Genomic DNA, 22,466 nt, shown 5'->3' with positions numbered 1-22,466 from the left:
GCCGTTTATTCGACGATGACGAGCGGTTCGTCGTATTCGACCGGCTGGCCGGAGGCGACGAGGATGGACTTCACGGTGCCGGCGCGCGGCGCCTTGATCTGGTTGAAGGTCTTCATCGCCTCGATCAGCAGCAGCGTCTGCCCGGCCTCGACCGTCGAGCCGACGCTGATGAACGGTGCCGCCCCCGGCTCCGGCGAGAGGTAGGCGACGCCCACCATCGGCGACTTCACCGTGCCCGGATGGCTCGCCGCGGCGGCGGGGGCGGCCTCGGGCGCGGCGGCGGCCGGCACTGGCGCCGGGGCGGCCTGCGGCATCGCGTAGGGCGGCGCGGGATAGGCGGGCGCGGCGACAAACTGTGCCGCCTGCGCGCTGGCGCGGGCCAGGCGCAGCCGCCGGTCGCCTTCCTCAAGCTCGATCTCGGCCAGGTCGCCGTCCTTGAGAAGGGCGGCGAGGGCGCGCAGCACCTCGGGGTCGAAGGAGAGACTCATGCTTCCTGCTCCACAATCTCGGCGATCGCCTGAAGCGCCAGCCGGTAGCCGGTGAAACCAAGGCCGCAGATCACGCCGCGCGCGGCCTGCGATACGTATGAATGATGGCGGAACGCCTCGCGCTGATGGATGTTGGACAGATGCACCTCGATGACCGGAAGGTCGACCGCGTGCAGCGAGTCCATCAGCGCGATCGAGGTGTGCGAGTAGCCCGCCGGGTTGATGATGATGCCGGCGGCGCGGCCGCGGCATTCCTGCACCCAGGTGATCAGCTCGCCTTCGCCGTTGGTCTGGCGGAAATCGATGGCGAGGCCCAGTTCCTCGGCCGCCTCGGCGCAGAGCGCCTCGAGATCGTCAAGGGTCTGGATGCCGTAGATTTCCGGCTCGCGCAGCCCCAGCATGTTCAGGTTCGGGCCGTTCAGCACGGCGATCAGCGGTACAGGCATGATGCGCGCCTATCACAGGCCGGCGGAAAGGGAAACCGGCGAGGGTTCGAGCGTGGTCTTTCCGGCGGGCGAATCGAGGATATAGGTCGGCAGGGCATGGCCGGAAATCGTGCCGCGCAGGGCGGCGATCAGCGCCCGGCCCTCGACGATCGGCACGTGGAAGCGGGCGGTGCCGGGGGCGGGGTCGAGCTGGTGCAGGTAATACGGTTTCACGCCGCATTCGAGCATGGTCTCGAACAGGGCGCGCAGCGTGTCCGCCGAATCGTTGACGCCGCGCAGCAGCACCGACTGGCCGAGCAGCGGAATCCCGGCGCGGCGCAGCGCCCTCAGCCCGGCGCGGGCCTCGGCGCCGAATTCGCGCGCGTGGTTGGCGTGCAGCACGAGGAAGAGCGGCGGGTCGAGATCGAGCGCCGCGAGCAGCGCCGGCGTGATCCGCGCCGGATCGGCCAACGGCACGCGGGTGTGCAGCCGCAGCCGGCTGATATGCGGGATCGCGCGCAGCCGGGCGAAGATCGCGCCAAGGCGGCGGGGCGAGAGGATGAGCGGGTCGCCGCCGGTCAGGATTACCTCACTCACCGCATCGTGATCCGCGAGCCAGCGGAACGCCGCCTCGAGCTCTGCTTCGGACAGCACGCCACCCTCCGGGCCGACATGCTCGCGGCGGAAGCAGAACCGGCAATAGACCGGGCAGGCAAGGGTGGGCTTGAGCAGCGCGCGGTCGGGGTAGCGGTGGACGATGCCGGGCACCGGGGAGAGCGCGTCATCGCCGATCGGGTCGGCGCGCTCGTGGGGGGCGGTTTCGAGCTCGGCGGGGTCGGGGATGAACTGAAGGCCGATCGGGTCCGCCGGATCACCGATCAGGGCGGCGAGCGGTGCCGGGATCGCGGTGGCGTAGCGCGCGGCGACGGCCTCGAGCCCCGCGCGGGCGGCGGGCGGGGCGAGCCCGGCCTCGATCAGCTGGTCTGCGGTGCGGAGCGTGGGAGTGGCCATGCGGCGGTGCTATCCTGCGGCGCATGGCCAGACAAGCATGGGACCCCGACCGCCTCGCCGCCCGGCTGCCCTTCCTGCGGCGGCGCGGGCTGCTCGCGCAGGCGACGCGCGCCTTCTTCACCGCCCGCGGATATATCGAGGTGGAGACGCCCTGCCTCGTCCCCGCGCCGGGCGAGGAAGTGCATCTCGCCGCCCTGTCGACCATTGTGCATGCGCCGGATGGCGCGGCGGCGCGGAAATGGCTGCATACCAGCCCCGAATTCGCGATGAAGAAGCTGCTCGCCGGCGGCGCCGGGCGGATGTTCCAGCTCGCCCGGGTCTGGCGCGACCATGAGGGGTCGGACACGCATGCGCCCGAATTCACCATGCTCGAATGGTATCGCCCGGGGGCCGATTTTTCCTCCATGATCGAGGAGACGACGCAGCTCCTCCGCGCCGTGCTGCCGCCGGTCGTGACGTGCCGGGGGGTGACGACCGATCTTGCCGCGATCGAGGTGCTGAGCGTCGCCGAGGCCTTCGCGCGCCATTGCGGTGTCGATGTGCTGGCGAGCGTCGGCGATGCCGACCGGCTGGCCGCCGATGCCGGGGTGGCGCGCCGCGACGGCGAGGACTGGGAGGACCTGTTCTTCCGCCTCATGCTCGGGCGGATCGAACCGCATCTCGGTCGCCAAAATCCGACCTTCCTGACCGACTGGCCGGCGCCGCTCGCCGCCCTCGCGCGGCGGCGGGCGGACGATCCGCGCGTCGCCGAGCGCTTCGAGCTGTATGTGTGCGGGATGGAGCTTGCCAACGCGTTCGCCGAGCTGACCGATCCGGTCGAGCAGCGGGCCCGCTTCGAGGCCGACCGGGCGCGGCGGCACGCGCTGTATGGCCGCGAGGACTGGCCGCTCGATGAAGATTTCGTGGCGGCGGTGGGGCGGATGCCGGATTGCGCGGGGATTGCCCTGGGGTTCGACCGCCTGGCGATGATCGCCGCCGGCGCCGCGCGCATCACCGATGTGTTATGGCTCTGATATAAGCCGGAAACGGACCCACTGTAGACATTCCACATCACCAACGGGCCAAGGCCCGGAGACGAGGAGCGTGCGATGCGAAGGAAGCTTGTTCTGGCTGCGCCGGTCGTGGCCCTGGTTCTGGCCGGCTGCGCGGTGGGGCCAAGCCTTGCCGAGCGGATGTCGGCCTATGTCGGGCGGCCGGAATCGGCGCTGGTGGCCGCACTCGGCGTGCCGGACCGCAAGATCACGGTCGATGGCAAGACCTATTTCGCCTATGTCGAGCGGTCGTATTCCTACCAGCCGGGCTTCGTGCCGCCCTATCCGGGCTTCTACGGCCCCTATTACGGCCCGTTTTTCCAGCCCGATACCTATACGCGGCAATGCACCGTCACCTTCGCGCTCGAGGGCGGCATGGTGAAATCCTTCACCTTGCGCGGCAACGATTGCTGACCGCCCCGCCGCCGGCGCTGCCTGCCTCGCCGCTCTGGCTGCCCTTCGCGCCCGGCCCCTACCGGCCGGCGATGGGGCTGATCGCCCGTCCGCCCGCGGAACTGACCGCCTTCGGCGCCGACTACCCTGCGCAGATGGCGGAACGCCGGGCGCTGCTCGGCCTGCGCCGGGCCGAGGTGTTCGGCGCGCTGCCGTCCAGCGAGGCGGCGCGGCGCGAGACATTGCTCCTGGTCGCCGGCCACCTGCTCGCCGATCGTGCGCCCTGGTTCGCCCTGGCCGGCGCGATGCTGGAAAACCGCCTCACCGGCGAGCGGTGGAACCTTGCGGCGCCGGAATGCGACCCGCTCGAACTCGCCGGAAGGCTGGTGCAGGAGGATCTCTGCCTGCTCGACCCGGCGACGGCGACGCTCACGGCGGCGGTGCTATGCTTTCCCTCGCGCTGGCGGCTGGCGGACAAGCTGGGCCGCGACCTTGCCGCCATCCATACCCCGGTACCGCTCTATGCCGAGCGGCTGGACCGCCCGGTGGCGCGGTTCATCGCCGCGCTGGCGCCGGGCCGGCTGGTCGAGCGCTTCAACTGGACGATCCATGACGGATCGGACCTGTTCCAGCCGGAGCCGCATATCGCCCCCGGCCCGGCGGTCACCGCCGGCACCGCTCCGGCGCGGCTGCATCTGCGGGTCGAACGCCAGACGCTGAGCCGGCTGCCGGAGAGCGGGGCCGTGCTGTTCACGATCCGCACCCGGCAGGCGGCGCTGGCCGAGGTGATGGCGGTGCCGGGCGCCGCGGCGGCGCTGGCCGAGGCTGTGCGCGGGCTGCCCGAAACTGTGGCGGCCTATCGCGGCATCGCCCCGTTCCGTGCCGCCCTGCTCGCCGCGCTGGACCGGGTTGCCCCGCCGCGCTAGAGCAAGGCCCGGCCGGCGGGGCCGGAATGCCCGCGTTGTCAGACGGATAGAGCCTGCTGCCCGGAACGGGCGGCGTGGCTGCGGGCCGAGCGGAAAGGAAAAGCGGCATGAGTGAGGGCGATCTCGACCTGTTGCGGCGCATGTTCGCGGCGGCGGTAGACGCTGCCGCGCCCTCGCGCTGCGTGCCGCCGCATCTGCCGCCGCCGCCGAAGGGGCGGACCGTGGTGATCGGCGCCGGCAAGGCGGCGGCGGCGATGGCCGAGGCGGTCGAGGCGCACTGGCCGGACGAAGCGCCGATGTCCGGCCTCGTGGTCACCCGCTACGGGCATGGGAGCAAAAAGCCGCTCGGGCGGATCGAGGTGGTCGAGGCATCGCACCCGGTGCCGGACGCGGCCGGGCAGGCGGCGGCGGCGCGCATCCTCGCGATGGTGCGGGGGCTGACCGCGGACGATCTGGTTCTCGTGCTGATGTCCGGCGGCGCCTCTTCGCTGCTGGCGCTGCCGGCGCCGGGGATTTCGCTGGCCGACAAGCAGGCGGTGAACCGCGCCCTGCTGAAGAGCGGTGCGAACATCCAGGCGATGAACTGCGTGCGCAAGCATCTCTCGGCGATCAAGGGCGGGCGGCTCGCCGCCGCGGCGGCGCCGGCGGCGATCGTGACCCTGATGATTTCCGACGTGCCGGGCGACGATCCCTCGGTGATCGGCTCGGGGCCGACCGTGCCGGACGCGACCACGGCGGAGGATGCGCGGGCGATCCTGCGCCGCGCCGGGATCGCGGTGCCGGAACCGGTTGCCGCGTGGCTGGCGCGGCCGGAGGCGGAGACGCCGAAGCCCGGCGATCCGGCCTTTGCCCGCGCCCGCGAAATCATGATCGCCACCCCCTTCGCCTCGCTGGAGGCGGCGGCCGCGGTCGCCCGCGCGGCCGGGGTGACGCCGCTGATCCTCGGCGATGCGATCGAGGGCGAGGCGCGCGAGGTGGCGGCGGTGATGGCCGGAATGGCGCGGAGCTGTGCCGCGCATGGCGCGCCGCTCGCCCCGCCCTGTGTGCTGGTTTCGGGCGGGGAGACGACGGTGACGGTGCGCGGCGGTGGGCGCGGCGGGCGGAATCTGGAGTTCCTCGCCGGTCTCGCGGTCGCCCTCGGCGGGGCGCCGGGGATTCACGCCATTGCCGGGGATACCGACGGGATCGACGGCACCGAGGACAATGCCGGAGCCGTGCTGGCGCCGGACACGCTGGCCCGCGCCCGGGCGATCGGCCTCGATCCCGCGTCATGCCTCGCCGACAATGACGGCTACGGGCTGTTCGCCCCGCTCGGCGATCTCGTGGTGACCGGGCCGACCCGCACCAATGTCAACGATTTCCGGGCGATCCTGATCCGCTGAGTGTTTTTTCTCCGGCGAGGGCGAGCGGGCTCTGGGCGATGCCCGCCGCCGCACCTTTCGGGCCACAGATCGTCGCGGCGAGCGGGAGGGTCGTCTCGCCGCCTGGCCAGGCGATGCGCAATGCGGCCACCTTCATGCAGGCATTGCGGGTGTAGACCGGATCGGCCACCCAGCGCAGCGCGGTCGTCGCCGCAGCGCCCGCCTCAAGGCGGACCGGCAGCACCACGGGGCCGGGGTGCATCCCGACGGGCGGGCGGCGGACGACCGGAAGCTCGTGATCCGCGGCATCGAGAAAGACGAGGCGCGGCAGGCCGGGCAGGGTGCAGGGCGCCGGCCCCGGATTGCGCAGCACCACTAGCGTGCCGGAATGCGACATGCCGTCGAACGCGCCGCCTTCGGAATCGGTGCGTGCCACGATCCGCGCGCCGGAGCAGACCGTCACCGCCGCCGGCCGCGCGCAGCCCGCCACCAGCAAGGGCAGGGCGAGTCCGGCGGCGGCTCTCATTTCGGCTCGTAGCCAGGCTTCTTGTAGAGCGTCTCCGCCCTGGAGCGAATGTCCGGCTCGAAAACTTTCTCGTTCCAGTGCTCGGGATCGACGTCTTCGATACTGACCGACACCGCAGCCTCGCTGCTCCCCGCCGAGGCCATCACCGCCTGCGCGACCGCCTCGGCGATCTGGTGCTTCTGCGCCTCGCTGCGGCCGGCATAGAGCTTGATAATGACATGAGGCATGGCGCGGGTCCTTCTCTGGAGGGCGATCAGCCTACACCAGCCCGTCAGGTGCGGGCAGGGGGGAGTGGACCGGTGGAATGATATAACATATCATTTCTGCCGAAGGGTCGCAGGAGGACCGGGGGACATGGCGAAACGGCGGGGACTTCTGGCCGGGCTGGTGGCGGCGCCGTGGATCGCCCGCGCCGCCGGTCGCATCCCGGCGGTGGGGATCGAGAGCCAGTATGCCGACGTGATCGCCGCGATCGGTGGCGACCGGGTCGAGGTTGCCGCCATCGAGACCAATCCGAACGCCGATCCGCACGGCTTCGAGGCGAGCCCGGCGGTGGCGCGGCGAATCGCCGCAGCGCGGCTCGTGGTGCTCAACGGGCTTGGTTACGATTCCTGGGCGCGGCGGATCATCCGCGCGACGGCGGGCAGCGCGCGGGGGCGGCATGTGATCGCCGCACAGAACGTGCTCGGCCTGCCGGATGCGACGCGCAACCCGCACATCTGGTACGATCCGGCGGCGATGCCGAAAGTGGCGGCGGCGATCGCGCAGGCGCTGGCGGCGATCGACCCGGCGGGGGCGGCCGTCTATCGGCGGAACCTCGCCGCGTTCGAGGCCTCGCTCGCCCCGTGGCGGGCGGCGATCGGCGCGTTCCGGGCGCAGCATGCCGGCATCCGCGCGGCGGTGACCGAACCGGTGGGCAATGACCTGTTCCGGGCGATGGGCATCGCGGTCGCCACACCCTGGAGCCTGCAGGCGGCGGTGATGAACGGCACCGATCCCGCGCCGCAGGACATCGCCGCGCAGGAGAAGCTGCTGCGCCGGCGGGAAGTGTCGTTTCTCGGCTATAACCGGCAGGTGATCGGCCCGCTGACGCGGGCGATGCTCGATGCCGCGCGGGCGGCTCAGGTGCCGGTGGTCGCGCTGTATGAGACGATGCCGGCGGGGTACCATTTCGGCGGCTGGATGCTGGCGGAGACCGCGGCAGTGACCGGGGCGGTTGCGCATGGCACCTCCACCAGCGCGCTCGTGGCTGGCGAGGTGAGGGGGGCGAGGTGAGCGGGGACGCGCTCGCGCTGGAGGGTGTCGCGGTCGGCCATGGCGGGCGGGCGGTGTTGTCCGGCGTGGGGTTCAGCCTCGCGCCGGGGAGTTTCGCCGGGCTGATCGGGCCGAACGGCTCGGGCAAGACGACGCTGCTGCGTGCGATCCTCGGCCTCGTGCCGCTGCTGGACGGGCGCGTGACGATCGGCGGGCGCGGGCAGGTGGGCTATGTGCCGCAGAGCATCGCGCTCGACCGGTTCATGCCGGTGCGCGCGCGCGACGTGATCGCGCTCGGGCTGGATGGGCACCGGCTCGGCATTCCGCTGCCCTCGCGCCGCCGCCGCGCGCTGGTGGACGAGATGATCGACGCGGTGGGTGCTACCGGCTTCGCCGATCGCAGGGTGGGCGACCTCTCGGGCGGGCAGCAGCAGCGGGTGATGATCGCCCATGCGCTGATCCGCCGCCCCGACGTGCTGCTGCTCGACGAGCCGCTGGCCAGTCTCGATCTGCGCAGTACCGCCGAGGTGGTGTCACTCCTCGCCCGTCTCGCCCGCGAGGCGAAGGTGGCGGTGCTGATGTCGGCGCATGACATGAACCCGCTGCTGCCGGCTATGGACCGCATCGTCTATGTCGCCGAGGGGCGCGCGGTGGCTGGCACGGTGGCGGAGGTGGTGCGCGGCGCGGTGCTGAGCGCGCTGTATGGCGCGCATATCGACGTGCTGCGCGTGCATGGGAGGGTGCTGGTGGTTGCCGCCGGCGGCGGGCCGCACGACCATGACCATGATCACGCGCATGGCGAGGATGCGATGCATGTCGTCCGCATTCCCTAAGGGCTGCTCATGAGCGCGGTGGGGTTGTCCGCCCTCGGGCCGGTCGGCGTGGCGCTGGCGGTGAGTTTTGCCGCCGCCCTGGTGTCCGCCGTGGTCGGCGTGTTCACCGTGCTGCGGGGGCAGGCCTTCGCCGGGCATGCGCTGGGCGATATTTCCGGCGCGGGTGGGGCGGCGGCGCTGCTGTTCGGCATCCGCCCGCTCGCCGGTTTCGTGGCGATGGCGCTGGCCGGGGCGGCGGCGATGGCGCTGGCCGGCGGGCGGCGGATCGCCGAGCGGGATCTGGCGAGCGGCGTGGTGCTGGGCGCCGGGCTCGGGCTTGCGGCGCTGTTCCTGTATCTCGACGCGACGATGAGCGGCGCCGGCGGTGCGGCGAGCACTGTGATGTTCGGCTCGATGTTCGCGATCCCGCCGGGGATGGTGCTGCCGGCCGCCCTCTGCGCGGCGGCGGCGCTGGCGGCGATGGCCGCCCTGGCGCGGCCGCTGGCGCTGATCGCGATCGGCCCCGATCTCGCGGCGAGCCGGGGGGTTCGGGTGCAGCTCGTCGGGTTCGCGCATCTCGCCGTGCTGGCGCTGGCGGTGGGGCTCGCGGCGATGAGTGTGGGGGCGGTGCTGGCGACCGCGCTGCTGATCGGCCCGGCTTCGGCGGGGCTGCGGGCGGCGCGCACCCTGCCGGGGGCGGTAGCGCTGGCGGCGGCGATCGGCGTCGGCGCGAGTTGGGGCGGCATCGCGCTGGCCTATGAAAGTTACGGCTGGGGCGGGCGGCATGGCTGGCCGGTGAGTTTCTTCGTGGTGGCGCTGGTCGTCGTTGCCTATGCCGCCGCGGGGCTCGTCGCGCGGGCGCGGCGCTGAGATGTTTTCCGCCTTCATGCTCAACGCCTGGGCGGCGGGCCTCATCGTCGCGGTCACGGCGGGGGTGGTGGGGTTTTTCGTGGTGCTGCGCGGCGCCTCCTTCGCCGCCCATGCGCTGCCGCTCGGCACGTTTCCGGGGGCGGCGGCGGCGGTGCTGCTCGGCATCGCGCCCTCCGCCGGGGTTGCGGGGTTCGGGCTCGCCGGCGTGGTCGCGATCTGGGCGCTCGGTCGGCGCGGTCGGCCCGAGGTGGCGACGGCGCTGACTTTGGTGATGCTGCTCGCGACCGGCGCGTTGCTGCTTTCCTGGACCGATCGCTATGCCGCCCAGGTCTATGCGCTGCTGTTCGGCCAAGTACTCGGCGTTTCGCGGGCGGCACTCGGCGGGATGGCGCTGGCCGGGGCGGGTGCGGTGGCGGCGGTGTTGGCCGGCTTCCGCCCGCTGCTGCTCGGCGCGATCGGGGCGGATCTCGCGGCGGCGCGTGGCGCGCGGCCGGCGCTGTGGGAGTTTGGCTTTCTCGCCGCCATCGCGCTGGCGGCGGCGGTTGCCGTGCCGGTGGTGGGCGCGCTGCTGACCTTCGCGCTGATGGTCGGCCCGGCGTCGTGCGGGCGGGCGGTTTCGGCGCGGCCGGGGGTGGCGCTTGCCGCCTCGGTGGCGATCGCGCTGGCGCTGATGGCCGGCGCCATCGCGCTCTCTTATCTCACGAACTGGCCGGTCGGCTGTTTCGCCGGGCTCGGTGGCGCTGGCTGCTACGCGCTGGGCCGGGCACTGCTGTGATCAGGGCAGGTCGACGACCTCGACCCGGCGGCCGCGCGCGGCGAGGGCGATGCGCCCGCCCTTGAGGCGCAGCGCGTCGTTGCCGAACAGTTCGGCGCGCCAGCCTTGCAGGCAGGGCAGGTTCGGCGCGTCCTCGCTGGCGAGGCGGTCGATATCCTCGGCGGAGGCGATCAGCCGGGCGGCGACGTGGTTCGCCCCGGCCCGCTCGGCGAGCAGGACCTTGAGCAAGGCCACGAGGCCGGCGGGCGGGCGGGCGCTTTCGGGGGCGCGCGGCGCCTCCGGCAGTTCGGCATCGGGGATCGCCTTCGTCGAGGCGATCACCTCCAGTAGCGCCCGGCCGGACTTGCCGCCGGCGAAGCCGCTGGAAATGCCGCGCACCCGCGTCAGCCCCTCGGCATCCGCCGGGGCGAGGGCGGCGAGTTCGGGGATCTGCTCGTCGCGCACGATGCGCTGGCGCGGCACGTTCACCCGCATCGCCTCGCGCTCGCGCCAGGCGGCGATCGCCTTGACCAGCGCGAGCTGCCGGCGATTGCCGCCGCGCAGCTTGAGCCGGCGCCAGGCATCCTCGGGCTCGGTGCGGTAGGTCGCGGGATCGGCCAGCACCGCCGCTTCCTCGGCCACCCAGTCGAGCCGGCCTTCCCGCGTCAGCCGGGCGCGCAGGCCTTCATAGACCGGGCGCAGCCAGGTCACGTCCGCCGCGGCATAGGCGATCTGCGCGCGGGAGAGCGGCCGGGCCGACCAGTCGGAGAAGCGGTGCGCCTTGTCGATCCGGCCGCCGGCAAGCGAGGAGACCAGCGTGTCATACCCGACCTGGTCGCCGAAGCCGGCGACCATCGCCGCCACCTGGGTGTCGAACAGCGGTGCGGGCACGGCGCCGAATTTCAGCAGGAAGATCTCGATGTCCTGCCGGCAGGCGTGGAACACCTTGGTGACCGCCGGGTTGGCGAACAGCGCGCCGAGCGGGGCGAGGTCGAGCCCCTCGGCCTGCGCGTCGATCACCGCGACATCGTTCGCACCGCCGAGCTGGACCACGCAGAGCTCGGGAAAATAGGTCTTTTCCCGCATGAACTCGGTATCGACGGTGACGAAGGGCTCGGCCGCCAGACGGTCGCAAAGGGCGGCGAGGGCCTCGGTGGTCTCGATCAGCACGGGTTCGGGAAAGCTCGGGCTCGGTTTCATGCGCGATCAACTGGCACGCAACGTCTTGACAGGAAAGACCCGCGCCGCTCATTTGCCGCTGTTTTCTGTCAGGACTGGCTCCCCATGCACGAATATCGCACCCATGATTGCGGCGCCCTGCGCGCTGCCGATGCCGGCATCACCGCGCGCCTTTCGGGCTGGGTGAACGTGAAGCGCGACCATGGCGGGCTGCTCTTCATCGATCTGCGCGACCATTACGGGATCACCCAATGCGTGTTTCCTGCCGGCTCGCCGGTGTTCGCCGCGGCCGAGGCGCTGCGGGCGGAGAGCGTCATCACCGTTACCGGCCGGGTGGTGAAGCGCGATGCCGACACGGTGAACCCCCGCCTGCCGACCGGCGAGATCGAGCTGGTGGCCGAGACGGTCGAGGTGCAGTCCACCGCCGACGTGCTGCCGATCCAGGTTGCCGGCGAGGCCCAGTTCCCCGAGGAGCTGCGCCTGCGCTACCGCTTCCTCGACCTGCGCCGCGAGAAGCTGCACCGCAACATCATGCTCCGCGCCAACGTGATCGCCTGGCTGCGGCGGGAGATGACGGCGCGCGGCTTCACCGAGTTCACCACGCCGATCCTGACCGCTTCCAGCCCCGAGGGCGCGCGCGACTTCCTCGTGCCATCGCGCGTGCATCCGGGCCAGTTCTACGCGCTGCCGCAGGCGCCGCAGCAGTTCAAGCAGCTGCTCATGGTCGCCGGCTTCGACCGCTATTTCCAGATCGCCCCCTGCTTCCGCGACGAGGCGAGCCGCGCCGACCGCGCGCCCGGCGAGTTCTACCAGCTCGATTTCGAGATGAGCTTCGTGACGCAGGAGGACGTGTTCGCCACGATCGAGCCGGTGCTCGGCGGGCTGTTCCGCGAATTCGGCGGCGGGCGCGGCGTCACGCAATGGCCGTTCCCGCGCATCGCCTATGACGAGGCGCTGCTGAAATACGGCTCGGACAAGCCGGACCTGCGCAACCCGCTGCTGATCACCGACGTGACCGAGGCGTTCCGCGATTCGGGCTTCGGCCTGTTCGCGAAGATCGTCGCCGGCGGCGGCGTGGTCCGCGCCATTCCCGCGCCGGGCACGGGGGGCAATCCGCGCTCCTTCTTCGACAAGCTCAACGACTGGGCGCGGTCGGAAGGGGCGGGCGGCCTCGGCTACATCATCTTTGCTCCGGACGGGGCCAAGGGGCCGATCGCGAAGAACCTCGAACCGGCTCGCGCCGAGGCCATCCGGGAGGCTACGGGCGCCAGCGTCGGTGACGCCGTCTTCTTCGCCGCCGGCAAGCCGCTGGAGGCGGCGAAATTCGCCGGCACTGTGCGCACGAAGCTCGGCACCGATCTCGGCCTGATCGATGGTGCAAAATTCGAGTTCTGCTGGATCGTCGATTTCCCGATGTACGAGCGCGACGAGGAGACCGGGCAGATCGTGTTCAGCCACAACCCGTTCTCGATGCCGCAGGGCGGGCTGGAGGCGCTGAACGGGCAGGACCCGCTGACGATCAAGGCGTTCCAGTACGACATCGTTTGCAACGGCGTCGAACTGTCGTCGGGGGCGATCCGCAACCACCGGCCGGACATTATGCTGCGCGCCTTCGAGATCGCCGGCTACGGCGCCGAGGAGGTCGAGGCGCGGTTCGGCGGCATGCTCAACGCCTTCCGCTATGGCGCGCCGCCGCATGGCGGCTCGGCACCGGGGGTGGATCGCATGGTGATGCTGCTGGCCGACGAGCCCAACCTGCGCGAGGTCATCGCCTTCCCGCTCAACCAGCAGGGCCAGGACCTGCTGATGGGCGCACCGGCGCCGGTCCCCGCCGCGCGGCTCAAGGAACTCTCGCTCGCCATCGCGCTGCCGCCCGCGCCGAAGAAGGGCTGAGACGCCGCCGTCCCTGTGCATCGGCGCCGCCGCCCGCTAAACCGGGGGTAGAACGCCGATCACCGGTGAGGAGGAGCGAACATGTCCGACGAATTCCGCGCCCTGGTCATCCGCAAGGACGAGTCCGGCCAGAGTTGCCGCGCCGAGACCCTGCGCGATGCTGATCTGATGGAGGGCAGCGTCACCGTCGCGGTCAGCCATTCCACGGTGAACTACAAGGACGGGCTGGCGATCACCGGCAGCGCGCCGATCGCCCGGCGGTTTCCGCTGATCCCGGGGATCGACTTCGCCGGCACCGTCACCGCCAGCGCCGATCCCCGCTTCAAGCCGGGTGACGCCGTGCTGCTCAACGGTTTCGGCGTCGGCGAGACGCATCACGGCGGCTATGCCGGGCGCGCCCGCGTTCCCGGCGACTGGCTGATCCATATCCCCGCCGGGCTCAGCGCCGCCGAGACCATGGCCATCGGCACCGCCGGCTACACGGCGATGCTCGCCGTCATGGCGCTGGAGGCGCAGGGGATCAGCAAGGAGAACGGGGATATTCTCGTCACCGGTGCGGCGGGCGGCGTGGGGTCGATCGCGATTTCGCTGCTCGCCCATGCCGGGTATCGCGTGCTCGCCTCGTCGCGCCGGGCGGAGCAAGAAGCCGATTACCTGACCTCGCTCGGGGCGGCCGAGATCATCGATGCGGCGACGCTGTCGGCGCCCGGGCGGCCCTTCGGCAAGGAGCGCTGGGCGGGGGCGATCGATTCCGTCGGCAGCCACACGCTGGCCAATGTGCTGGCGCAGACGCGCTATGGCGGGGTGGTCGCCGCTTGCGGCCTCGCCCAGGGGAGCGACCTGCCGGCGACCGTGCTGCCGTTCATCCTGCGCGGGGTTACCCTCGCCGGGATCGATTCGGTGATGGCGCCGCGGGCGAAGCGCGAGGCGGCCTGGGCGCGCCTTGCCGCCGAACTCGACCGCGCGACGCTGGCCCGGCTGACCACGACGATCGGCTTCGAGGGGATCGGGGCGGCGGCGGCGGAGATCGTCGCCGGCAAGGTGCGCGGGCGCATCGTCGTCGAGATCTGAGGCGCTGTCTCAGGTCCGCTTCGGGTGAGTCCGTGGGCCGAGACGCAGCGCGAGAAGGGCGGCGGCGAGCAGGATCGCGACCAGCAGCCAGAGAATGTGCAGCGGCGGGACGGCGGAGGAGATCAGCCCGAGACCCATCAGCCCGACCGCCGCCAGCCCATTCGAGAGGCCGAGCGCGATGCCGGAGCCGAGCGAGCGGTTCTCGGGGAAGATGTCCTGCCCCACGAGGATGCCGACCGGCAGGGTGGCGAACAGGGCGATGCCGAGCAGGCCGAGGGCGATCCATTGCGCGGCGCCGCTGGTGAGCAGGAAGGCCGCGAGCAGTGCCGCGCCGGCGAGGCTGGAGCCGGCGAGGATCGGGCGGCGGCCGATCCGGTCGGCCAGGTGCCCGCCGCCGACATTGCCGATGATGCCGACCACGAGCATCACCGTGATCAGCGCCGCCCCCGCGGTCAGGCTGTGGCCGCGCAGGTGCCAGAGCACGGGCAGGAAGGTGGTGGTGCCGAAAATCGCCAGTGCACGCAGCGACTGGAAGGCGACGAGCGCGCTCATCGGCCCGAGATGGCGCCGCCAGGCGATCGGCTGTGCCGCGACATGGCGCGGCGGCTGCACCGGCAGCACCGCCCAGAGCAGCAGGATGCTCGCCACCGCCGGGATCGCCAGCAGCGAGAGCGCCTTCAGCCCCCAGGTGACGACGACGAAGCTCGCGATCAGCGGCCACAGCCCGCGCCCGACCTCGCCGCCGACCAGGAACAGCGACATGCCGAGCCCGACGCGCGGCCCGCTGAGCTGGCGCGCCCCCGCCAGCGCCTGCGGGTGGAACATCGCGTTGCTGATCCCGATCAGCACCAGCGCCGGGAGCAGCAGCGCAAGACTGCCGGAGCGGCCGATCAGCGCCGCCGCCAGCGCGGTGCCGAGCACGCCGGCGGCGATGAAGCCCCGGCCGCCGAAACGGTCCGCCAGCAGGCCGGTGCCGACCTGCAACGCCTGGCCGATCAGCAATGCCGCCATCACCGTGCCGGCGAGGGAGACGGGTTCCCCCATCGCCAGCAGCACCGCCGGCAGCACGCCGGGCAGGTAGTTGGCCGAACCGTCATTGAGGAAATGCAGCCAGCTCAGCGCCGCCAGCCGACCATAGCGCACCGTGCCGCCGACCGTCCGCAATCCCTGGTCCATCACCACCGCCATCGGTTTTCTCCGCCGGCCGCCGCGCCTGGCGCCGGGTTTTCACAAAAAGGGGAAGTTTGCATGACCAATCCGGCGGGGATTTGCAACCCGGCGGGCGGCGAGCCTTGGGCGGAGCCGCTATCCGCCAGCCTCGCGCTCCATCATCTCGCGCATGATGAATTTCTGGATCTTGCCCGTCACCGTCATCGGGAACTCCTCGACGATGCGCACGATGCGGGGGATCTTGTAATGCGCGATCCGCCCCTCGCAGAAGCCGACCACCTCCGCGGGCGTGAGGGTCTCGCCGGGGTTGGGCTTCACCCAAGCGCAGGGCACCTCGCCCCATTTCGCATCCGCGATGCCGAAGACCGCGACGCTGGCGATCCTGGGGTGGGTGAACAGGAATTCCTCCACCTCGCGCGGGTAGATGTTCTCGCCGCCGCGGATCACCACGTCCTTGCTGCGGCCGACGATGGTGCAATAGCCCTCCTCGTCGATCACGCCGAGATCGCCGGTATGCATCCAGCCGGCGGCGTCGATCGCCTCGGCCGTTTTCGCAGCGTTCCCCCAGTAGCCGAGCATCACCGAATAGCCGCGCGTGCACAGCTCGCCCCGCTCGCCGCGTTTGACGATCCGGCCCTCGGCGTCGATCACCTTGACCTCGAGATGCGGGTGGATGCGCCCGACCGTCGCCACCCGGCGCTCGGGCGTGTCGTCGGTCGCGGACTGGAAGCTGACCGGAGAGGTCTCGGTCATGCCGTAGCAGATGGTGATTTCGGGCATGTGCATCCGGTTCATCACCCGGCGCATCACCTCGATCGGGCAGGAGGTGCCGGCCATGATCCCGCCGCGCAGCGAGGAGAGGTCGAATTCCTCGAACCCGGGATGTTCGAGCATGGCGATGAACATGGTCGGCACGCCGTAGAGATGGGCGCAGCGCTCCTCGGCCACGGCGGTCAGCGTTGCCAGCGCATCGAACCCGGCGGCGGGGTAGACCATCGTCGCGCCATGGGTGATGGCGGCGAGATTGCCCATCACCATGCCGAAGCAGTGATAGAGCGGCACCGGGATGCAGATCTTTTCTCCGTCTCGCAGGCCGATGCCCCGGCCGACGAAATAGCCGTTGTTGAGGATGTTGTGGTGCGAGAGCGTGGCGCCCTTGGGCGCGCCGGTCGTCCCCGAGGTGAACTGGATGTTGATCGGGTCGTCGAATTGCAGGTCGGCGCGCAGGGTCGCGAGGGTGGTGCGGCTCGCCGGGGTCGCGGCGGCGGCGATGGTGGCGAAGGGGGTCATGCCGGCGGGCAGATCAGCGGCGCTTTCCGCCGGGACGCCGATGACGAAGCGGCGTTCGAGATGCGGCAGGCGGTCCGGCGGAATGCTGTCCAGCATCGCCACGTAGTCGCTCGACTTGAAGGTCCGGGCGAGGACGAGGGCGCGGCACTGCACGTCGTTCAGCACGTATTCGAGCTCGGCGGTGCGATAGGCCGGGTTGATGGTGACGAGGATGATCCCCGCCCGCGCGGAGGCGAATTGCAGGATCGCCCATTCGGCATTGTTGGGCGACCAGATGCCGATGCGGTCGCCGCGGCGCATCCCGAGCGCGAGCAGGCCGGCGGCGACATCGTCCACCGCGCGGTCGAACGCTGCATAGGTGAAGCGCTCGCCGGTCTCGCGCACCACCAGCGCCTCGCGGTCGGGGTGGCGCCGCGCGGTTTCGGCCAGCGCCTCGCCGATGGTCACGCCGAGGCGCGGTGTGTCGCCCGGTCCCTGGACGTAGCTGATGCTCGTCATGGCTCGTTCTCTCCCTCCTGCCGAGCGTAATGCAGCCGCCGGGCGGCGCAAGGGGGCGGGTGGCAGTGCCGCTTCAGCCGCTCTATAACGGGGCGATGATCCCCCCGCCCGACCGCGCCTGATGCCGGCCCGCCCCAGCGCCACGATCGAGCGCCGGCTGGATGAAGCCGCCGCCGCCTGTGCTGCCGCCGGCCGGCAGCTCACCCGGCAGCGCCGCGCCGTGCTTGGCCTGATCCTTGCCGCCGACGGGCCGCTGACAGCCTACGAACTGCTCGACCGGCTGCGCGAGAGCCATCGCGGTGCGACCCCGGCGACGATCTATCGCGCGCTCGAATTCCTCATCGCGGCGGACCTCGTGCACAAGGTGGAGAGCCTGAGCGCCTATGTCTCCTGCGCCGACCCGGCGGGCGAGGCGCAGGGCCACACCCATGCGGCGCAGTTCTTCATCTGCCGCCAGTGCGGCGCCGTCGCCGAGCTGGAGGACGAGGCGGTGGCCGCCGCCCTTGCCGCCGCCGCGGCGCGGATCGGCTTTGCCGCCGGCAGCGCGATCGTCGAGGTCGGCGGGCTCTGCGCCGCCTGTGCTGCGGGTTAGGATACCTTTGCGCGGGTCGGCGTAGACCGGCGGACTGGATTGCCGATTTCCGTGGCGGAAGTGATGCGGACGGTGGGGCCTGGGGGCGCTGCGGCGATTTGCCGGCGGGGTGGGGAGTGTGGCGCTGGTGCTGGTCCCGGCGGTGGCGCTGGCGCTGCCGCAGGGCGGGCAGGTGACGGCGAGATCGGCGAGCATCGCGCACACCGGCAACACGCTGACGGTCACGCAGACGAGCGGCAAGACCGCGATCGACTGGCAGGGGTTCAGCATCGGCGCCGGGCAGAGCGTGAAGTTCCGCCAGCCCGGGGCGATCATCGCTCAAGGCGGCGTGGTCCTGCTGAGTGCTTCGGCGAAGGCCGCGCTGCTGCGGACGGTGGTGAGCGAGACCGGGCTCGTCGAGGTCGGCAGTGCTGTGTGTCGCAGCGCGGGACGATCACGCTGCCGGGCGGCGCGTCGGGCGCCGTGGCGGTGTCGGGCACGCTTGATGCGCACTCTTCTGCCGGTGCGGGCGGATCATGGCGACGGGTGCGATCCGCGGCGGGACGATCGCGGTGCGCGGCGGCGCGCGCGGCGGGCTGGGCGGGTTTGTCGAAACGTCGGGGGCATCACCTCGATACCTCGATGTCACCGGCGCGTCGGTGCGGACAGCCCGCTCCTGACCTTCTCCGGCACGTTCGAGGGTCTGGGCCACACGATCTCGAACCTCAAGGTTACGGGCGGTAGCGATGTCGGCCTGTTAGAGAATGAATCTGAATGATAGTGCAACTATCGGTTGCGTGCGATTTTCCTTGTGAGCAGGCGGATATGGGCAAGGAAGAGCCATGCGGTGGCGCTGGTAATGGTTGCCTCGAAATCCTTTGCGAGGCGCCGGCATCTGCCGAGCCAGGCGAAGGTTCTCTCAGCCACCCAGCGTCGCGGCAGGAGTTCGAACCCGCTGGCGGCGTCGGAGCGCTTGACGATCCGTATGGTCCATTTGCCGATTTTGGCGAGGCGTCCGTTGAGTTTGGGACCGGCATAGCCGCCGTCGGCGAACACGTGCCGCAACCAGGGATACAGGGATTTGACGGATTTGAGCACGTCGGGCGCCCCATCCCGATCCTGAATACCGGCATGATGAACGACGGCACCGACGAGGTGGCCAATTGTATCGGTGACGATGTGGCGCTTGCGCCGCTTGATCTTCTTTCCGGCATCGAACCCGCGCGGGCCCCCGGCTTCGGTGGTCTTGACCGACTGGCTGTCGATCACGCCGGCTGTGGGCGACGCCTCTCGTCCGGCTATTTCCCGCGCCTGCATGACCAGGACGTGATTGATACGATCAAACGTGCCGTCGCGACAGAAGCGGTAGAAATAGCCCTGCACAGTGGTGAACGGCGCGAATTCCTTCGGAATCTGCCACCTCCGGCGGCATTCCACCTGCTCCGCAGGCGGAACCTTGAGCCGCCTCCGCCACTGGCAGCCGGTCGACAGCATGTAGAAGATGGCCTCCACAATCCTTCGCAGCGCCACCGTTCGGGGCCGGCCTCGATGCGGCGGCAAAGGGTATGAATGGTTCGATCAAGGCCCATTCGGCGTTGGTGAGGGCGCTTGCGTAGCGCAATCCGGCCCGTCAATATCGTGCCGGGCGATATCAGTCCAGGCCATCGTGTCTCCGTCCGTCTTCGCAAACGAACTGAATCACAACCCGCTGAAATCGCTCAACTTATCTTTTGCGGTCCGGCTCTGAGAGATGCTGGCGTCTGCTTTTCCATAGGTCCTGGCTGGAGTCCGGCGTCAGTATTTGAATATCTTCGCGAACAAGGTTTGATAATCGGCTCCTGCCAAAGGGCATTTTGGCGTAGGCCCAATAATTATTTCATAGAAGAAATAAAATAACTTTACTCATTTTTATCGAATTCGCTTGCCGACGTGGAGGACTGCCGCGCCGGCTAACGCCGACGATAGCTGAGCGGTCGCCCGAGAACCCGCTTATGGAGCCGCTTGGCAGTCCCGCGAAGGCATTGGCACTTCGGGATCTGATTAGGTGATATTATCACATACAAGCTCACGGCGGGCTGGCGGCCTTATCTATTGCAGGTCCGGTCCGATGCACCATATCTCCAACAGCCATGCGCAAGATCGCCGCATTGACTTCGCTCCTTGTCCTTGGAGGATGTTCCGTGTTCGGAATCCGGTCCGGCACGCCGCAGCCTGACTATACCGTCACCGGACGGGTTGGCGCGGTGCAGCTTCGCGCCTACGGACCGCGGCTCGCGGCGGAAACGACTGTCAAGGGCGGAGAAATCGACTCCCGTTCCATCGGCTTCCGCAGGCTTGCATCCTATATCTTCGGGGCCAACACCAAGCCGGGCGGCGGCAGTGGCAAAATCGCGATGACCGCCCCCGTCGAACAGGATGGCGCCGGCAGCAGCCGGATTGCGATGACTGCGCCGGTCGCCCAGCAAGGCGGCGACGGTAGTTGGACCATCCGCTTCTTCCTGCCCGCCGGCATGACGATGGCCACGGCCCCGCGCCCGCGGGATCCATTGGTCCACCTCGTCGAGGTTCCCGCCGTAACGATGGCGGTCCTGCGCTTTTCCGGCAGTCCGGGCGCCCGCGTGGTCGCGGCGCACAGCGAAAGGCTGCTCGCGACGCTGGCCCACTCCCCCTGGAAGCCCGACGGCCGCGTCGTCGCCTGGTTCTACGATCCGCCCTGGACACTGCCCTGGCTGCGCCGCAACGAGGTCGCCGTCCCCGTCGAGCGCCGCTAGAAGCGCTGGGAATTCGATTCTTACGCATGATAATGCTTTTATCATGCAGAGAAGTTGCAGCGTTTCGGCTGATCTCTCCGGCTATTCGCTCGCGCGCAGGTCAGCGCCGTTGAACAATCCCGCCCGCTGGTCCGCTTTCCGCCCACGACGGCTGCGCAATCGCGCGGACACCGGAGGTGACCTCCGAATTGCGCGGCAAAGCCACTGACGTTTTCATGGTAATATTATTTAAAATGCGGCCCGAGGGCCTGCTCCATCTGTCGAAGGCCATCGTCGGGCGATCGAAGACCGCCTGGAGACCACGAAGAACGAATTCGCCTCGACCACAGCGAGACCCGGTCCTGGCACGGGTGGCATCGTCACGTCTCGTTCGTGATGCTCGCCCCCGTCGCGATGGCGGTGGTCCGATATCGAGCCAACGATACGACGTCCCCAAAAAAGAAGGCCGAGCATGCCGACCCTCAGGAACGGATACTCTGGCCTGTTCAGGAAGTCAGCTGTATCGCGCAACAAGCGCGCTCAGCGCCGGATCGAACCCGCCGACATCATCGCGTGGCTATGCTGGCGATGCACTCACCATGCCGCACCCAGACGGGTTCATCAAAATCTGAAATGCGACCGCAATGCCAGCTTCAACTCGGACCACTCACTGGGGGCCGGTCACTTCATCCCGTCGGCATCGGGGCACTCCTCGTGCTTCACCAAATTGCTTTGTCGCATTAGAACTTTCGCCGATTCAGGGCCCTGATGCGGCTGCCCCATGAGAAATGCGGGTTAACCCCTCAAGCCCTCTTGAAGCGCTGTGCTCCATGGCGCAGAACGATTCGACACTGACATTGGGGGTACCCGTGAGTCTCAGGGGCAAGGTTGCGCTGGTAACCGGTTCGACCAGCGGTATCGGTCTTGGCATTGCGCGTGCGCTGGCTGCACAGGGTGCGGACATCATGCTGAACGGGTTCGGCGACACAGCGAAAATCGAGGATTTGCGGGCCTCTCTTGGCGGGGAGTTTGGTGTTCGCGTCGCATTCGACGGGGCGGATCTGACCCGCCCGGCGGAGATCAGGCGACTGGTGACGCGGGCCGAAGCTGACCTCGGCTCGATCGATATTCTGGTGAACAATGCCGGGATCCAGCATGTGGCACCGGTCGAGGATTTTCCCGACGAGAAGTGGGATGCAATCATCGCGCTCAACCTTTCCGCCGTATTTCACGCAATGAAGTCCGCGGTGCCGCTGATGCGCCGGCGCGGTTGGGGGCGGATCGTCAATATTGCCTCCGCTCATGGACTGGTCGCGAGCGGGCAGAAGATCGCCTATGTCGCGGCGAAGCACGGCGTGGTCGGGGCGACCAAGACGGTTGCGATCGAGTGCGCGAACGACGGCATCACGGTAAATGCGATCTGTCCCGGCTGGGTCCTGACGCCGCTCGTCGAGGCGCAGATCGAGGCACGGGCGGCATCGAACCGCACCACGGTGCAGGACGAGGCCAAGGCGTTGCTCGCAGAGAAGCAGCCGATGCTCGAATTCACCACGCCAGGCAAGATCGGCGCCTTTGTCGCTTTTCTCTGCTCCGAAGCGGCTTCGACCGTCACAGGCGCGGCCCTTTCCATCGACGGTGGCTGGGTTGCCCACTGAGCGGGGTGAAGCGGCGCATATCGCCGCGCTGCTCCGGCGCGGCGCCGCGCTGAAGCAGGCTCTCGCCGAGGCGCCCGAACCGGTGATAGCCATCGTTGACGCCTGTGAGGCGGCGATTCGCGCCGGGAACAAACTGATGTTCTGCGGCAATGGGGGATCGGCGGCCGATTCCCAGCATCTGGCGACGGAATTGCTGATCCGCCTGCGCGGCAGCGTGGCGCGCGACTCCTGGCCTGCGTTGGCGCTGACGCTCGATCCCGCCGCCTTGACCGCCGCGGGGAACGATTTTGGCTTCGACGAGGTTTTCGCCCGACCGCTTGCCGGCCTCGGCCGCAGCGGCGATGTGCTGTTTGGAATTACCACGTCCGGCCGTTCGCCCTCAGTCCTGCGGGCGCTGGAGGTGGCGCGGGACAAGGGGATCGTCACGGTGGGCATGCTGGGCGGCGATGGCGGGCCGGCACTGGCGTTGTGCGATCATGCCATAATCGTGCCGGACGACACCACGGCGAGAATTCAGGAATGCCATATCACGCTTGGC

Annotated in this window: 23 protein-coding genes and 2 pseudogenes (1 of these 25 only partly in view); 16 read left to right on the top strand and 9 right to left on the bottom strand. The window is 69.8% G+C overall.

The window, feature by feature from the left end; all coding sequences use genetic code 11:
* Window positions 1–5 precede the first annotated feature (5 nt).
* The 3 genes from accB to ACRY_RS14375 are packed head-to-tail and all read right to left on the bottom strand — an operon-like array spanning window position 6 to window position 1,924.
* The gene (gene accB, locus ACRY_RS14385; protein WP_012040011.1) at window positions 6–488 is read right to left on the bottom strand and encodes an acetyl-CoA carboxylase biotin carboxyl carrier protein; all 483 of its coding nucleotides are present in this window, start codon (window positions 486–488) and stop codon (window positions 6–8) included.
* Complete coding sequence (gene aroQ, locus ACRY_RS14380) at window positions 485–934, bottom strand: type II 3-dehydroquinate dehydratase (RefSeq protein ID WP_007423443.1); 450 nt, start codon at window positions 932–934, stop codon at window positions 485–487. Before aroQ ends, accB begins: the two co-directional genes overlap by 4 nt.
* A gap of 12 nt (window positions 935–946) precedes the next feature.
* On the bottom strand, window positions 947–1,924 hold the full coding sequence (locus ACRY_RS14375; RefSeq protein ID WP_012040010.1) for a lysine-2,3-aminomutase-like protein: 978 nt from the start codon (window positions 1,922–1,924) through the stop codon (window positions 947–949).
* Between the two features lie 23 nt (window positions 1,925–1,947).
* Between ACRY_RS14375 and epmA the strand changes: the two genes are divergently transcribed.
* The 4 genes from epmA to ACRY_RS14355 all read left to right on the top strand — a co-directional run bounded on the left by epmA (window position 1,948) and on the right by ACRY_RS14355 (window position 5,656).
* Entirely contained in the window at window positions 1,948–2,937 is a 990-nt protein-coding gene (gene epmA / locus ACRY_RS14370; RefSeq protein WP_007423441.1) for an EF-P lysine aminoacylase EpmA, read from the top strand.
* A 75-nt stretch (window positions 2,938–3,012) separates the two neighbouring features.
* Window positions 3,013–3,369: a hypothetical protein gene (locus ACRY_RS14365; RefSeq protein ID WP_007423439.1), complete on the top strand. Its 357-nt coding sequence runs from the start codon at window positions 3,013–3,015 to the stop codon at window positions 3,367–3,369.
* Complete coding sequence (locus tag ACRY_RS14360; RefSeq protein WP_043509218.1) at window positions 3,363–4,274, top strand: heme-dependent oxidative N-demethylase family protein; 912 nt, start codon at window positions 3,363–3,365, stop codon at window positions 4,272–4,274. Before ACRY_RS14365 ends, ACRY_RS14360 begins: the two co-directional genes overlap by 7 nt.
* A 107-nt stretch (window positions 4,275–4,381) precedes the next feature.
* Window positions 4,382–5,656 carry a glycerate kinase type-2 family protein gene (locus ACRY_RS14355; RefSeq protein WP_007422863.1) on the top strand — a complete coding sequence of 425 codons (1,275 nt, stop codon included), beginning with the start codon at window positions 4,382–4,384 and terminating at the stop codon, window positions 5,654–5,656.
* Here ACRY_RS14355 and ACRY_RS14350 read toward each other — a convergent pair.
* Both ACRY_RS14350 and ACRY_RS14345 read right to left on the bottom strand, forming a co-directional pair.
* Window positions 5,625–6,161 (bottom strand): DUF4232 domain-containing protein, encoded by a 537-nt coding sequence (locus tag ACRY_RS14350; RefSeq protein WP_007422864.1) that lies wholly within the window; start codon window positions 6,159–6,161, stop codon window positions 5,625–5,627. The genes ACRY_RS14355 and ACRY_RS14350 overlap by 32 nt on opposite strands.
* Entirely contained in the window at window positions 6,158–6,388 is a 231-nt protein-coding gene (locus ACRY_RS14345; RefSeq protein ID WP_007422865.1) for a tautomerase family protein, read from the bottom strand. The genes ACRY_RS14350 and ACRY_RS14345 overlap by 4 nt, the downstream gene beginning before the upstream one ends.
* 127 nt (window positions 6,389–6,515) lie before the next feature.
* Here ACRY_RS14345 and ACRY_RS14340 point away from each other — a divergent pair, with 127 nt between their 5' ends.
* The 4 genes from ACRY_RS14340 to ACRY_RS14325 are packed head-to-tail and all read left to right on the top strand — an operon-like array spanning window position 6,516 to window position 9,872.
* Complete coding sequence (locus tag ACRY_RS14340; RefSeq protein WP_012040008.1) at window positions 6,516–7,436, top strand: metal ABC transporter solute-binding protein, Zn/Mn family; 921 nt, start codon at window positions 6,516–6,518, stop codon at window positions 7,434–7,436.
* The gene (locus tag ACRY_RS14335) at window positions 7,433–8,248 is read left to right on the top strand and encodes a metal ABC transporter ATP-binding protein (RefSeq protein ID WP_012040007.1); all 816 of its coding nucleotides are present in this window, start codon (window positions 7,433–7,435) and stop codon (window positions 8,246–8,248) included. The genes ACRY_RS14340 and ACRY_RS14335 overlap by 4 nt, the downstream gene beginning before the upstream one ends.
* 9 nt (window positions 8,249–8,257) lie before the next feature.
* Window positions 8,258–9,097 (top strand): metal ABC transporter permease, encoded by an 840-nt coding sequence (locus ACRY_RS14330; protein WP_012040006.1) that lies wholly within the window; start codon window positions 8,258–8,260, stop codon window positions 9,095–9,097.
* A gap of 1 nt (window position 9,098) precedes the next feature.
* Window positions 9,099–9,872: a metal ABC transporter permease gene (locus tag ACRY_RS14325; protein ID WP_012040005.1), complete on the top strand. Its 774-nt coding sequence runs from the start codon at window positions 9,099–9,101 to the stop codon at window positions 9,870–9,872.
* Here ACRY_RS14325 and rnd read toward each other — a convergent pair whose 3' ends face one another.
* Window positions 9,873–11,051 (bottom strand): ribonuclease D, encoded by a 1,179-nt coding sequence (gene rnd, locus ACRY_RS14320; protein ID WP_012040004.1) that lies wholly within the window; start codon window positions 11,049–11,051, stop codon window positions 9,873–9,875.
* A gap of 84 nt (window positions 11,052–11,135) precedes the next feature.
* Here rnd and aspS point away from each other — a divergent pair, with 84 nt between their 5' ends.
* Together aspS and ACRY_RS14310 are read left to right on the top strand one after the other, a co-directional pair.
* The gene (gene aspS / locus ACRY_RS14315; RefSeq protein WP_012040003.1) at window positions 11,136–12,923 is read left to right on the top strand and encodes an aspartate--tRNA ligase; all 1,788 of its coding nucleotides are present in this window, start codon (window positions 11,136–11,138) and stop codon (window positions 12,921–12,923) included.
* 81 nt (window positions 12,924–13,004) lie between these two features.
* Window positions 13,005–13,994, top strand: coding sequence for an MDR family oxidoreductase (locus ACRY_RS14310; RefSeq protein ID WP_012040002.1), 990 nt, complete (start codon window positions 13,005–13,007; stop codon window positions 13,992–13,994).
* Between the two features lie 9 nt (window positions 13,995–14,003).
* On the opposite strand, the gene ACRY_RS14305 is transcribed toward ACRY_RS14310, so the two are convergent.
* Both ACRY_RS14305 and ACRY_RS14300 read right to left on the bottom strand, forming a co-directional pair.
* Window positions 14,004–15,182, bottom strand: coding sequence for an MFS transporter (locus tag ACRY_RS14305; protein WP_012040001.1), 1,179 nt, complete (start codon window positions 15,180–15,182; stop codon window positions 14,004–14,006).
* A 117-nt stretch (window positions 15,183–15,299) separates the two neighbouring features.
* Window positions 15,300–16,952 (bottom strand): AMP-binding protein, encoded by a 1,653-nt coding sequence (locus ACRY_RS14300; RefSeq protein WP_012040000.1) that lies wholly within the window; start codon window positions 16,950–16,952, stop codon window positions 15,300–15,302.
* Between the two features lie 121 nt (window positions 16,953–17,073).
* Between ACRY_RS14300 and ACRY_RS14295 the strand changes: the two genes are divergently transcribed.
* On the top strand, window positions 17,074–17,544 hold the full coding sequence (locus ACRY_RS14295; protein WP_012039999.1) for a Fur family transcriptional regulator: 471 nt from the start codon (window positions 17,074–17,076) through the stop codon (window positions 17,542–17,544).
* Window positions 17,545–17,671: 127 nt separating this feature from the next.
* Window positions 17,672–18,301: a hypothetical protein gene (locus ACRY_RS14290; protein WP_231295274.1), complete on the top strand. Its 630-nt coding sequence runs from the start codon at window positions 17,672–17,674 to the stop codon at window positions 18,299–18,301.
* An 8-nt stretch (window positions 18,302–18,309) separates the two neighbouring features.
* Here ACRY_RS14290 and ACRY_RS14285 read toward each other — a convergent pair.
* Window positions 18,310–19,188, bottom strand: a pseudogene (locus tag ACRY_RS14285) (IS5 family transposase).
* 464 nt (window positions 19,189–19,652) lie between these two features.
* Between ACRY_RS14285 and ACRY_RS14280 the strand changes: the two are divergent.
* The 4 genes and pseudogenes from ACRY_RS14280 to ACRY_RS14270 form a co-directional block, all read left to right on the top strand.
* The gene (locus ACRY_RS14280) at window positions 19,653–20,294 is read left to right on the top strand and encodes an SOUL family heme-binding protein (protein WP_172637329.1); all 642 of its coding nucleotides are present in this window, start codon (window positions 19,653–19,655) and stop codon (window positions 20,292–20,294) included.
* 259 nt (window positions 20,295–20,553) lie between these two features.
* Window positions 20,554–20,732 (top strand): annotated as a pseudogene (locus ACRY_RS19760) (IS701 family transposase); the annotation flags it as partial.
* Between the two features lie 371 nt (window positions 20,733–21,103).
* Entirely contained in the window at window positions 21,104–21,928 is an 825-nt protein-coding gene (locus ACRY_RS14275; protein ID WP_048858214.1) for a 3-hydroxybutyrate dehydrogenase, read from the top strand.
* A protein-coding gene (locus ACRY_RS14270; RefSeq protein ID WP_241763129.1) for a D-sedoheptulose-7-phosphate isomerase crosses the window boundary here: on the top strand, window positions 21,909–22,466 show its 5' portion. Its footprint extends 51 nt past the window's final position; the window shows 558 of its 609 coding nt (coding positions 1–558); the start codon lies at window positions 21,909–21,911; the stop codon falls past the right edge of the window. The genes ACRY_RS14275 and ACRY_RS14270 overlap by 20 nt, the downstream gene beginning before the upstream one ends.

The sequence above is a fragment of the Acidiphilium cryptum JF-5 genome, assembly GCF_000016725.1.
Classification (GTDB): domain Bacteria; phylum Pseudomonadota; class Alphaproteobacteria; order Acetobacterales; family Acetobacteraceae; genus Acidiphilium; species Acidiphilium multivorum.
Note: the sequence above shows the minus strand (reverse complement) of the source record. Positions and strands in the feature narration are given on the sequence as shown.

Excerpts from the sequence above, each read along its gene's own strand:
- ACRY_RS14325 (WP_012040005.1), top strand. The coding sequence starts at position 9,099 with ATGTTTTCCGCCTTCATGCTCAACGCCTGGGCGGCGGGCCTCATCGTC.
- ACRY_RS14305 (WP_012040001.1), bottom strand. The coding sequence starts at position 15,182 with ATGGCGGTGGTGATGGACCAGGGATTGCGGACGGTCGGCGGCACGGTG.
- ACRY_RS14295 (WP_012039999.1), top strand. The coding sequence starts at position 17,074 with ATGCCGGCCCGCCCCAGCGCCACGATCGAGCGCCGGCTGGATGAAGCC.
- aspS (WP_012040003.1), top strand. The coding sequence starts at position 11,136 with ATGCACGAATATCGCACCCATGATTGCGGCGCCCTGCGCGCTGCCGAT.
- ACRY_RS14275 (WP_048858214.1), top strand. The coding sequence starts at position 21,104 with ATGGCGCAGAACGATTCGACACTGACATTGGGGGTACCCGTGAGTCTC.
- ACRY_RS14355 (WP_007422863.1), top strand. The coding sequence starts at position 4,382 with ATGAGTGAGGGCGATCTCGACCTGTTGCGGCGCATGTTCGCGGCGGCG.
- ACRY_RS14340 (WP_012040008.1), top strand. The coding sequence starts at position 6,516 with ATGGCGAAACGGCGGGGACTTCTGGCCGGGCTGGTGGCGGCGCCGTGG.
- ACRY_RS14365 (WP_007423439.1), top strand. The coding sequence starts at position 3,013 with ATGCGAAGGAAGCTTGTTCTGGCTGCGCCGGTCGTGGCCCTGGTTCTG.
- ACRY_RS14310 (WP_012040002.1), top strand. The coding sequence starts at position 13,005 with ATGTCCGACGAATTCCGCGCCCTGGTCATCCGCAAGGACGAGTCCGGC.
- ACRY_RS14330 (WP_012040006.1), top strand. The coding sequence starts at position 8,258 with ATGAGCGCGGTGGGGTTGTCCGCCCTCGGGCCGGTCGGCGTGGCGCTG.
- ACRY_RS14345 (WP_007422865.1), bottom strand. The coding sequence starts at position 6,388 with ATGCCTCATGTCATTATCAAGCTCTATGCCGGCCGCAGCGAGGCGCAG.
- accB (WP_012040011.1), bottom strand. The coding sequence starts at position 488 with ATGAGTCTCTCCTTCGACCCCGAGGTGCTGCGCGCCCTCGCCGCCCTT.
- epmA (WP_007423441.1), top strand. The coding sequence starts at position 1,948 with ATGGCCAGACAAGCATGGGACCCCGACCGCCTCGCCGCCCGGCTGCCC.
- ACRY_RS14280 (WP_172637329.1), top strand. The coding sequence starts at position 19,653 with ATGCGCAAGATCGCCGCATTGACTTCGCTCCTTGTCCTTGGAGGATGT.
- aroQ (WP_007423443.1), bottom strand. The coding sequence starts at position 934 with ATGCCTGTACCGCTGATCGCCGTGCTGAACGGCCCGAACCTGAACATG.
- ACRY_RS14375 (WP_012040010.1), bottom strand. The coding sequence starts at position 1,924 with ATGGCCACTCCCACGCTCCGCACCGCAGACCAGCTGATCGAGGCCGGG.
- ACRY_RS14350 (WP_007422864.1), bottom strand. The coding sequence starts at position 6,161 with ATGAGAGCCGCCGCCGGACTCGCCCTGCCCTTGCTGGTGGCGGGCTGC.
- ACRY_RS14300 (WP_012040000.1), bottom strand. The coding sequence starts at position 16,952 with ATGACGAGCATCAGCTACGTCCAGGGACCGGGCGACACACCGCGCCTC.
- rnd (WP_012040004.1), bottom strand. The coding sequence starts at position 11,051 with ATGAAACCGAGCCCGAGCTTTCCCGAACCCGTGCTGATCGAGACCACC.